The 11241-nt window shown below is 44.6% G+C and carries 11 protein-coding genes; 2 read left to right on the plus strand and 9 right to left on the minus strand.

All coding sequences use genetic code 11. The features are described 5' to 3' along the window. The 6 genes from VF500_RS14900 to VF500_RS14925 all read right to left on the minus strand — a co-directional run. Positions 1 to 457: DUF1684 domain-containing protein (locus VF500_RS14900; RefSeq protein ID WP_330860422.1), on the minus strand; the 457-nt coding region annotated here is incomplete at its 3' end. Positions 458 to 642: 185 nt separating this feature from the next. Further along, positions 643 to 1044 (minus strand): hypothetical protein, encoded by a 402-nt coding sequence (locus VF500_RS14905; protein WP_330860423.1) that lies wholly within the window; start codon positions 1042 to 1044, stop codon positions 643 to 645. 20 nt (positions 1045 to 1064) lie between these two features. Then, entirely contained in the window at positions 1065 to 1637 is a 573-nt protein-coding gene (locus VF500_RS14910) for a DUF417 family protein (protein WP_330860424.1), read from the minus strand. Positions 1638 to 1704: 67 nt separating this feature from the next. Then, positions 1705 to 2562, minus strand: coding sequence for an AraC family transcriptional regulator (locus tag VF500_RS14915; protein WP_330860425.1), 858 nt, complete (start codon positions 2560 to 2562; stop codon positions 1705 to 1707). Between the two features lie 357 nt (positions 2563 to 2919). Further along, positions 2920 to 4110: an aminotransferase class V-fold PLP-dependent enzyme gene (locus VF500_RS14920; RefSeq protein WP_330860426.1), complete on the minus strand. Its 1191-nt coding sequence runs from the start codon at positions 4108 to 4110 to the stop codon at positions 2920 to 2922. 143 nt (positions 4111 to 4253) lie between these two features. Continuing rightward, a complete protein-coding gene (locus VF500_RS14925) occupies positions 4254 to 4721 on the minus strand; it encodes a GNAT family N-acetyltransferase (RefSeq protein ID WP_330860427.1) in 468 nt (155 codons plus the stop codon). A gap of 91 nt (positions 4722 to 4812) precedes the next feature. Here VF500_RS14925 and VF500_RS14930 point away from each other — a divergent pair, with 91 nt between their 5' ends. Continuing rightward, positions 4813 to 6255, plus strand: a complete 1443-nt coding sequence (locus VF500_RS14930) for a PLP-dependent aminotransferase family protein (RefSeq protein WP_330860428.1) — start codon at positions 4813 to 4815, stop codon at positions 6253 to 6255. A gap of 181 nt (positions 6256 to 6436) precedes the next feature. Here VF500_RS14930 and VF500_RS14935 read toward each other — a convergent pair whose 3' ends face one another. The 3 genes from VF500_RS14935 to VF500_RS14945 are packed head-to-tail and all read right to left on the minus strand — an operon-like array spanning position 6437 to position 8770. Beyond that, complete coding sequence (locus VF500_RS14935) at positions 6437 to 6859, minus strand: DUF1801 domain-containing protein (protein WP_330860429.1); 423 nt, start codon at positions 6857 to 6859, stop codon at positions 6437 to 6439. Between the two features lie 40 nt (positions 6860 to 6899). After that, on the minus strand, positions 6900 to 7640 hold the full coding sequence (locus VF500_RS14940) for a LytR/AlgR family response regulator transcription factor (RefSeq protein ID WP_121224046.1): 741 nt from the start codon (positions 7638 to 7640) through the stop codon (positions 6900 to 6902). Next, positions 7637 to 8770 (minus strand): sensor histidine kinase, encoded by a 1134-nt coding sequence (locus VF500_RS14945; protein WP_330860430.1) that lies wholly within the window; start codon positions 8768 to 8770, stop codon positions 7637 to 7639. The genes VF500_RS14940 and VF500_RS14945 overlap by 4 nt, the downstream gene beginning before the upstream one ends. Before the next feature lie 573 nt (positions 8771 to 9343). On the opposite strand from VF500_RS14945, the gene VF500_RS14950 reads away from it, so the two are divergent. Beyond that, a partial coding sequence (locus VF500_RS14950; protein WP_330860431.1) for a TonB-dependent receptor domain-containing protein occupies positions 9344 to 11241 on the plus strand: 1898 nt, incomplete at its 3' end.

Raw genomic sequence — 11241 nt, forward strand, 5'->3', positions numbered from 1 at the left:
TTTTAATGTCTTTGGTAGTAAGGTCGATATAGCGGCCACCGCCGTAAGTTTCCGAGCCGTTGGTAGCATCAGTAAATGGCAGGAACAGGTAACTGCTGAACGCCGGGTTTTGCGACAGCGCGATGCTTTTGTAAATGGTTAACTGCATCGGCTTGCCTTTCAGCGTAAAAGAAAGCAAGGCATATCTAACATATTGGCTACCGCTACCGCTGAATGTAGGGATAATAAAAGCCGACTGATTAGTCAGCAACTCTGCTTTGGCAGTAATGCGGTAAGTGCTGTCGGCATCATAAAAATGAAGAAATTCCAGGTCTTCTTTTTTTAGGGGAGAGCGGGGATCTTTTAAAAAGTCGTCCATATAGCCTTTACGAAATTCGGCTATTTGTGCCTTATGGTTTTGAGCGAAGCTATATTGGCCAATGAAGAGGGTGAATAAAAGTGCAATAAAATATTTCATGTACGATGTAGTGATTTGGCTCAAAGTTAACTTAGAAACGGTGTAAAAAAAAGTGCCATAGGGAGTTGGTAAATGGAGGCGAAATGGCATCGCGTGAAAAAGGCCTGTCACCCTGAGCTTGTCGAAGGGTCGCGCACAGAGGCCCGGCCCACGATGCTTCGACAGGCTCAGCATGACATCCATTTTTAAATCACCCCTTCAACAAAAAACTTATTGATTCCTTCCACATCACTTAAATGGGTAACTATCCGGCTGATCTTGCCATCATTAATATCACACACTATGGCTACCTGCTCATCCAATATCAGATCGCCGCGGCTGGCGGTATTGTGGAGCGACAGGGCAACGCTGTCTAATCCATATAAAATATGATTCAGCTGAACCATCACCCCAAAATCACGCAACTGGTTAGCCCGTTTTATTACGGCATCCGCACCAACAGCCGGACCTGATAACAAGCTTGTTCCCGGCAGCGTCCAGGTAACATCGTCGGCGAGGGCCGAACGCATAAGCTGCCAGTCGCGGTTTTTTAGTCCGGTTAAAAACTTATTGGCTAATTGTTCTTTTATTTCTTCGGTGGTTTTCATGATTATATGCTGGTTTAAGATTATTTACTTGTTGATTTACGTTTAAGATAAAGCTGCGCGGTTTCGCTCATGGTAATGATAGCGCCGCCAAGGATCACGATATCCTTAATAACCAAACGGCCGCGACCTGACAGGTAAGGGAAGCCCCATTGGTTATCGGTTAAATGCGGCACCCAGCTTTCGGGCGTGGTTATTAAAAAGGATAGTGTACTCAATGTCATGATGAAAATAAGGATACTGGCTATCATACTGGGTATTGGAGTTACTTTATAAAGTGCAACCAAAATGCCAAGTGTTACCAACATAATACCCAGACCGGTCGAGAAGCCATAGGTGTTATTTTCGATATTCCACTGATGATTGGCGGCTATCAGTTCACCTTCTTTGTTCATGTGTTTTTTGTATTCGGTTGGGTGGTTGTAAAAGAATGACATCACCGGGCTGTTGGCTACAAAAGGCACAACGCCATCGGCTTCATAAGTGAAAAATTTAAGACCGCCTATCCAAAGAAATACGACTACGATGCCGAAGCGAACGGCTTTTTTGCCAAGCTGATCAAGGCCGGCTATGGTGTTTATGATTGAAGTTTTCATACTGTTGTTTTTTGATGAAGCAAAATTACAGCAGTACGAAGCGCCGGAACATGGACAAAAAAGGGTTTTATTTGTACAAATCCGCTACGATGGAAATTCCTGTTTTATCGCGAAAAGTTTGGGGAGATACCTTGGTGAACTTTTTAAATACTCTGCTGAAATAAAACTCGTCCTGGAATTTAAGGTTGTAGGCTATTTCTTTAATGCTTTGCCGGGTTAGGTGAAGCTGCTTTTTGGCCTCGAGGATCAGCCGTTCCTGGATGAGTTGCGAAGGCGATTTGTGGAAATATTTGCTGCAACGCCGGGTGAAGGTATCCGGCGATACGGCCAGTAAAGATGCATAGTCAGAAGGTTTATGCAGATCAAGATAATGCTGGTCCAGCAACTGGCGGAAGCGTTCCATCAGCTCGTCTTTTTCGGGCTTATCCTGCCGGGTGGTGATAGCGCTCATTTTAATGGTACTGGCTTTAGCTAAAAATAATTGCAGGAAAGCACGCAACACAATATCCGAGGGAGCGGGCTGCATAAACTCGTCGTCTATCTGTCCCAATAAAAGTTCAAAGATCTTAGCTTCCCGTTCGGTTAATACTACTACCGGATCGAGGTAGATATTGTTGAAGAGCAAACCATTACAGGCTACTTCTTCCCGGTGATATTCGATGCAATAAAAATCACTGTGGAACTGGATGATATTGCTTTTGGTTACCTGGCAATCATCGATATAAATAACCTGCAGTGGGGTTGAGAACAACAAAACCGGGCCTGTAAAAGCAAAAGCGCCAAAGTCGGCATGAAAGGTGCCCTGTCCTTCAGGAATAAAGTAAACCGTGTATTCTGAAAACTGGGCAGGTTTGCACAAAAAATCATCCTGTGGTTCTTTCAGGCCTAATAAAAACTCGCCTGCTTTATCGTGAATTGCTTTCAATAGGTAGTTATGAAAGTGCTAATATAGTTATTGGGGAGATTACTTGTTGTTAAGTTTTAAGGGACCTGCATTAATAAATATAAGCTCGCAAAGGCGCGAAGGCGCTAAGAAAAAGCTTTGCGTCTTCGCGCCTTTGCGAGAAAATAACACCGTCCACAAGCAATAAATAAAAAGTCGTCATTGCGAGTAACCATCAGGGAAATCCTGAAAAAAAATGTGATGACGTGTTAAAAAAAACACTATTGATAATCAACAACTTACAATCACGCCATTATAAGGTACGAAGCAATCGCGAACTATACAGAGCCAACCTACTGATAGGGGATTGCTTCGTGCCTCGCAATGACGGTTGTTTTTTTATATCATCTCCTCCAAAGCCCCGCATAAGATCCCGATCTCTTCCTCCGTATTATAATAATGCACTGAGGCCCTTACAACATTGCTCAGGTGGTTTTTATTCATGTAGATGAGGGTTGATACCGCCTTGCCAACCGATACATTGATATGCTTTTCGGCCAGTTTATTTTTTACTGTTGCAGCATCCGTTCCATCTACTGAAAAAGTTACGATGCCGCATAGCTGGCCACCAAAATCATGAACGGTTATGCCGTTAACTTCTTTAAGTTTTTCGCGTAGCAAACCGGCTAAATGCTGGATGTGCTGCCAGCTACGCTCAACACCAATGTTGAGGGCATATTCAACCGCTTTACCAAGACCAAGGGTTAAGGCGCGACTTTTTTCATAAACCTCAAAACGGCGGGCATCGTCGCGGGGTTTAAAGTCGGTTTCGGTTACCCATTGCGTAGTAAATCCATCCAGGAAAAACAGTTTCAACTTATCCTGAATCTCTTTCTTTACATATAAAAATCCTGTTCCCCGGGGTGCACGCAGGTATTTCCTGCCGGTAACTGCCAGCATATCGCAGCCTATCTCCTGAACATCCAGCGGTACGTGGCCCGCACTTTGGCAGGCATCGAGCAGGTATAATATGTTATGTCTTTGTGCTATTTTTCCTATTTCAACCACGGGAATCATGCTCCCTGCAGTTGAAGCGATATGGGTTACGGCTATCAGCTTTGTTCTTTCAGAAATGGCATCTTCCAAGGCCTGCAACTGAAAATTACCATGCTCATCATTAGGGATCACTTTAAACACAACACCGTAAGTTTTTTTGGCGTGCAGTAAGCCTATCAGGTTGGTCACGTATTCCATTTCGCAGGTAATGATCTCATCACCGGGTTTAAAATCAATACCGTTAAAGGCCAGCCACCAGCCAATGCTGGCATTTTCAACAACGGCAATTTCATCCTTATGGGCATTAATGAGCCGGGCTATGAGGCTGTAGGTGTTTTCGAGTTCTTCGCGGTAAGTGTATTCTGTTTCGTAGCCGCCGTTTTGGGCTTCTTCGTACAGGTAGTCAATTACTGTATCAACCACCACATCGGGGTGCAGGGATGAACCGGCATTGTTAAAATGGATAGTTTTTGTTGTGCCGCGGGTTTCAGCCCGTAGCTGCTGTACTTCCTGTTCGGTTAATATATTTTTCATAAAGTTGAGAGGCTGATTAATTTGATTTTTAATGTAGAGACGCATCACATGCGTCTCCCGCATGCTAAACGGTTGAAGATAGCAAAGCGGCTTGTCCTTAGAGAGACGCATGTGATGCGTCTCTACAAAAAATAAAAAAGCTATTAGTTATTTATAAAATTTATTTCCATCATGATATCGGCACGTTTGTAAGTGCCGGGCTCAACCGGTATTTCAGTAAAACCCAATTTTCGGTAAATGTGGATGGCGTTTTCAAGTACCCTGCTTGAAAATAATATGAGCTTTTTTACACCCAGTTCCCGGGCTTTATCAATACCGGCCTGGCATAAAAACTGACCGGCACCTGCTCCGCGATGACCTTTATCTACCGCCATTTTGGTAAGCTCGTAAACACCCTCTTCAATATATCGCAGCGCGACGGTGCCAATAATTTTTTGGTTTGAAGTGACAAAATAAATACTGCCGCCTGTTTTGATGATGGCCTCGTCGGGGTTTTCCAACACCCATTTGTCAAAAGGCTCAACGGTAAAATACTCTTCAAGCCATGCCTTGTTAAACTTTTCAAAGTAGGGGGCGTGCTGCGGCTGATAATCGATAACCTGTAGTTCCATGTGCTTAATTATTTATCGATACAAAATAAAAGCATAACAAAATAGCAAAACAGATGCAGTTTTATTATTTTTGAGCATAACAGATTTTTGTATGGAAAGCCCGGTAGTTAGCACAGATCATGATTTCTTATATGCCCAGATAGCCTCCCGCATTGAAAAGCAGATCAAACAAAACCTGCTTAAACCGGGCGACAAGCTGCCGTCCGTAAGGATGCTAAGCCAGGAGCAGGGCATCAGCCTGAGTACAGCTTATAAAGCTTATGTTGAGCTGGAGAACATGGGTTTGATTGAAGCCCGCACCAAATCGGGCTATTATGTGAAATACCTGCCTGCCCGTTTTACGAGTGTACCCGAGGCAAAGCTACCTGTAAAAAAAGCAGGGGAGGCCAGCGTTGCCGAAATGATAGCCATGGTTTACCGCAACATGTCTGAAGATAGTGTGTTGCAATTGTCACGCTCATCGCCGCCGCTGAGTTTGATCCCGTTGGCTAAGCTAAGCAAATCTATGATGGAGTCGATCCGCAACAGTCCCACTGGAAATATCACTTATGAAAACCCGCAGGGTAATATGGCGTTACGCAAACAGGTGGCAAAAAACGCTTTTAATTGGGGTGGCAATATTACCGAAGACGATGTTGTAACCACGCAAGGCTGCCTGGAAGCTTTGATATTTTGCCTGCGGGCACTCACCAAACCCGGTGACACCATCGCCATTGAAAGCCCTACTTACTTTGGTATTTTCAATGTGATGCTGAGCCTCGACCTGAAAGTATTGGAGATCCCGGTTAATCCCGATACGGGCCTCGACCTTGAATACCTGGAGCGGGCGCTGGAGGAAGTGCCGGTAAAAGTATGCCTATTTGTTACCAATTTCAGCAACCCCACGGGCATTTGCATGGCCGATGAGCGCAAGCAACAATTGGTGCACATGCTTGCCAAGAAGCAAATACCTTTAATTGAGGATGATATTTACGGCGAGATCTATTTCGGCAAAAGCCGCCCGCGAACCTGTAAAAGCTATGATAAAGAGGACCTGGTGATCCTATGCTCGTCGGTTTCCAAATCAATAGCGCCGGGGTACAGGGTTGGCTGGTGCATCCCCGGCAGGTTTAAAGAACAGGTACTGAATATTAAAATGATGCATTCTATTGCCTCGGCAACGCCTACACAGGCAGCAATAGGTCACTTTTTTGAAACCGGGCGGTATGATCTGCATATGAGGCACCTGCGTAAGGCGCTTTATACCCAATGCCTGCGGTACACGCAGGCTATAGCAACGCATTTTCCGCAGGGTACAAAAATAAGTAGGCCGCAGGGCGGCTATGCGCTTTGGGTTGAACTGGATAAAAAGGTAAATGCTTTTGAGCTTTATCAATTGGCTATGGAGCACAACATCAGTATAGCCCCCGGCCAAATCTTCAGTGTTGACGGGCGTTTTAACAATTTTATCCGCATCAGTTTCGGTTTAACTTTTGATGATGTGGTGGAGGAGAGTTTTAGGGTATTAGGGAAATTGATAAAGGGGCTTTGTTAGGAGCTACTAAGATTTTGTCTGAGAAGTTTTTATGTAGGGACGCATCACATGCGTCTCCCATAGGACAAGCCGCTTTGTGATCATTAACTCCAGGAATTTACATGCGGGAGACGCATGTGATGCGTCTCTACATTTTAAATCTGCAGGATATTCATAGCCGTTGGTTAAAACCAAACGGCAATTAACCCTTATGCAATGTCTTGGCCTTTTCAAATGCCCCTTTGATCAGTTGTTTTAGTACTTCAGTATCCACATCGGCCAGTTTAACAATATGTGTACAGCCGCCGCTTTGTTTATGCTTTCCTAACTTTTCCAGCAGCTGAACTTTTCCGTCATAGCCCGAAAGGTATAAGCTGAAGGAGCTTTTACGGGGAGAAAAAGCCACCAGCGGGGCATCACCTTCACGACCGGCTTCAGATTTATAGTGATAGCTGCCGAAACCAACAATTGCCGGTCCCCACATTTTTGCTTCAAGACCAGTTACCTCCTGCATCAGTTCAATGATCTTGAAACCATCACTGCGTTTGGTTTCATCTTCAACAGTGTTGATAAAATCGCTAACATTTGCTTCAGTTTCGATAGTTTGGTTGGTGTTTTTGGCCATGGCTTTATGCTGATAAAGGTTTAAAACTGATATAAATATATCAGGAAAATTTTATTTTATCCCATAGTTTATTGGCAACAACCTGCTGGATCACCTGCTCACGGTAATTGCGACTGATGGGGATGCGGTGCTGTCCGATAAAAATATCGTTCCCCTCAATGCCATCAATTTTACCGGTTGATACGATGTACGATTTATGCACACGGATAAACAATTTACTATCTAAATTTTGCTCCAGGCTTTTGAGGTTTAACAGTGTAATGTATTTGCCTTTTGTGGTGAAAATGGTCACATAGTTTTGCATGCCCTCAACGTACAGGATCTCGTCAAAATAGATCTTTTCGTACTTATTGCCGCATTTAATGAAGAAGTAACCCTCATCGGCTTCTGTTTTCGGTGCGCCTGGCTGGGCCGAATTGTTAAGCAGGCGGTGATAGTCTTTAGCCTTATTGGCCGATTTAAAAAAGCGATCGAATGTGATGGGTTTCAGCAGGTAATCGAGCACATTCAATTGAAAGCCTTCCAGGGCGTAGCTGGGGTAAGCCGTAGTGATGATCACCATGGGGGGCTTTTGCATGATCTTTAAAAAATCAATGCCGTTCATCTTCGGCATCTGGATATCCAGGAATATCAGGTCGATAGCCTGCCGGTCAAGTAACTTGATCAGCTCAAGTGGGTTCTCGCAGGTGCCGGTTAAATTCAGGAAATCAACCTCGCGTACGTAGCTGGCTAACCCTTCGCGGGCTAATGGTTCGTCGTCAATTATTACGCAGTTCATCATAGGGAAGCCATTTGTAGGGTGGTGGCCGATTGTTCCAGTTCGGCCAATGTTAGTTGCAGGTGCGCTTCAAAGCGGTTTGCGGTATTTTGGATCTCCAGTTTATGAAGTTCGGGGTAGATCAGGTCGAGCCGGCGTTTTACATTTTTCAGGCCGATGCCGCTGTAATTCACTACCTCGGTTTCCGGTTGGGTGGATGTGCTGTTGGCTACGTAAAAATCAAGCTGGTTGCCTGCCAGTCCCAGTTTAATACCAATCCAGTTAGGTGATTCCGCATCTTTTGATACATGCTTAAAAGCATTTTCTACAAAGGTCATAAGGATAAAAGGGGCTATGCCTAAATGGTCCGGCAGGGGTTCATCGGCCTCAAAAGTAACATGCACATTATTGTTTTGCCTGAGCTTTTCCAGTTCAATAAAGTTTTCGAGATAGGTGACTTCTTTTCCTAACGGGATCTGATGATCATTACATTCATACAGCTGATAGCGCAGCAGTTCTGAAAACTTAGCCAGCGAGGCCGAGGCCATGCCCGGGTTTTTGTGGATGAGGAAAAATATAGAGTTAATGCTGTTGAAAAGGAAATGCGGGTTAAACTGGTATTTCAGGAATTTAAGCTCGGTTTCCAGTTTTTCTTTTTCGAGCAGTTGCTGGCGATGCTGGGTTTGCAGCCAGTTTTTAGTGAGCTTGATGCTCATGCCCAACGTCATGCTGGCGACGGTAGAGGGGAACGACGTATTATAAAATGATGCAAAATCGGAAGGATCAACCCCGAACATTTTTTTAACCGAACAGCCCGCGAAAAAGGCGCTTAAGTAATAACCGCCGTTGATAAAGGATGATGCGCAGATAACGGTTAAAGAAAGATAGATAACATATTGCGTGAGACTGCCCTTTTTCATGTACCTCGGCATCAGGTAGTACAAGTTAAAATATACCGCCAGTGCCTGGAATGCCACATAAAACAGGATCTTGACACTATAAGCCGAAAAGAACATGGATTTGGCCGCAGCCACAGGGTTAGCCACCGCAATAGTGAACCAAAAATAATGGTACACACACCAAAACGGGATATGGTACAGCTTGTATTTAAACAGCCAGTTTTGGTTTAATGTATCTACTGATAGCCTGTTCATATTACTTTAATTATTGAGATATTACATCTCAGCTACGGTATTGACTCACCCCGACATCGCTGCGCTTGTCACCCCCTCTCTACGCAAGCGTAAAGAGGGGATTCTTTTATTTTTCTAACCCTCTTTGCGGCGTAGCCGGAGAGAGGGTGGTCCAGCAAAGCGTAGACCGGGTGAGTCGACTGTACGTCATGATGCCCTGAGGATGCGTTCAAAAATTCGTCATTGCGAGGAACGAAGCAATCCCAAACTATACAGAGCGGCTCTGCTCATCGGGGATTGCTTCGTTCCTCGCAATGACGTTTTTTATATAATGATTTCCAACATCATACCTAAAGATACAGCAATTGCCCTGATTTATACATCACCATTATATCAAGCGGCATAAATAATTGACCAAATGCAATGCTTAGCTTATAAATGGTAAAAAAGCCAATATGGTTTTGATTTTAAGCGGATTAGCCTGTTTTTGTGTATGTTGTCAATTATCCGCAGCTACTCATCACTGAAGTTTTTTAAAGTTCGGGAACCGGTTTTTATTTGTTGGCATAACCGCTAAAAAGGTTGTGAAAACATATGAAAACGTTAAGCCTCAGTTTGTTGTTTATTTGCCTTTTACAGGGTGTAAAAGCGCAGGTATCGGGCCGGGTAACTACCTCCAACGGTCAGCCTTTAGCATATGTAACCGTATCGCTTATCAAAGCGGCAGATTCATTATCAGTTAAAAGTATGCTCACTAATGAGCAGGGGGCTTACAATATTGCCGACGTAACCGCAGGGAATTATCGCCTTAAATTAAGCAGTATCGGTTATCAAACCTGGTTTTCATCGCCTTTTGAAACCAGCGGAAGCATGGCTGCAAAATACCTTGCCGTTATTGTGATGAAAGAGGACACCCGGCAATTAGGCGAAGTAGTGGTAAGGGCCAGCAAGCCACTGTATCAGCAGCGAAGCGATGGCTTAGTAGTGAATGTTGAGAACAGTGTGCTTACCAAAGGCAGTACTGCTTTGGAGGTATTGGAACGGTCGCCGGGAGTGGCTATTGATCATCGGGACAACGGCATCTCATTAAATGGGAAAAGCGGCGCTACGATTATGATAAACGGCAAACTGGTACGCATGCCACTGGTACAAGTCACGAACCTGCTTAACGGTACCAGTGCCGATAACATTGAAAAGATAGAACTGCTGAGCACCCCGCCCGCCGAATATGATGCCGAAGGTAGCGCCGGGATCATTAACATTGTAATGAAGAAAAGTAAGAAGCAGGGTACCAATGGCTCATACTCCTTAACCGGCGGTTACGGCATGGGCGAAAAAGGTACGGCCGGCTTCAGCCTCAATCACAACACCAAAAATGTTAACCTGTATGGCTCCTACACTTTCCAGCACGACCGGACCTATACCGATCTTTTCATCACCGGCAGCCAGTACATGCCATTCATCGGCGGTAACGCCGAGGTTGAATTTTATACCAAAACCAAACGGATCAGCAATAACCATAATGCTAATTTGGGAGCGGATATTAAGCTGGATGCCAAAACCACGCTGAGCGGTAACGTGAGTTATAACAATATCCACTCACCAAATTATACTTACAGTAATGCCGGGTACAATATCCTGCCCGATTCATTGCTCAGGTATATCGGGCATATCAACGGGAACGACCGCCTCAGTAATCTCACAAGCTCAATCAATATTGAGCGCGTGCTGAAGGAAGGGGAGAAGATCAGCATGGAGGGCGATTATATCCATTACAGCAGTGATGGCCCAACCGTAGTTAATACATCCTTTGTAAATAAACATGGCGAACAGGTGTACGCCAACAACAGCGTAAGCGCCCAGCAGCAGCGTGGATTTGCCAATACCACTATCAACGTAGGGGTGTTTAAAGCCGATTATACCAACCAGCTATCGCCTTTGCTAAAGCTGGAAACCGGCATTAAAGGAACACATACCGGCAGCTCCAGTTCATCGGGTATCGAAAGTTTTAACAATGGGGTTTGGGAGCGTAATATGCAAACTGCTGCCAATATTTACATGAAAGAAGATATCGGCGCTGCATATCTTTCGCTTAACTGGCAACTGAGCAAAGGTACAAGCCTGAATACCGGGGCGCGTTATGAATATTCATACACCAATATGGATAACCCGCAAACCGGCAGCAATATCGTGAACCGTAAACTGGGTAAGCTGTTCCCGACAGTACTATTTACTCAAAAGCTAAATGATCGTTCTGAACTGCAATTATCGTATACCAAAAGAATAGCCCGCCCGTCGTATGATGACCTGGCCTCGTACTTTGCCTACAGCGATCCTACTGCAGTTTACACCGGCAACCCGTTTCTTAAACCAACCATCACCAATAATATAAAGCTGGGCTATAATTATGGTGATTATAGCTTTTCATTGCTTTACAGCCGGGATGATAACGCCATAGCCCGATACCAGCTCAGCGAAAGCCCTGCGCATGA

Origin of the sequence: Mucilaginibacter sp. (genome assembly GCF_036383575.1) — a bacterium.
Lineage (GTDB): Bacteria > Bacteroidota > Bacteroidia > Sphingobacteriales > Sphingobacteriaceae > Mucilaginibacter.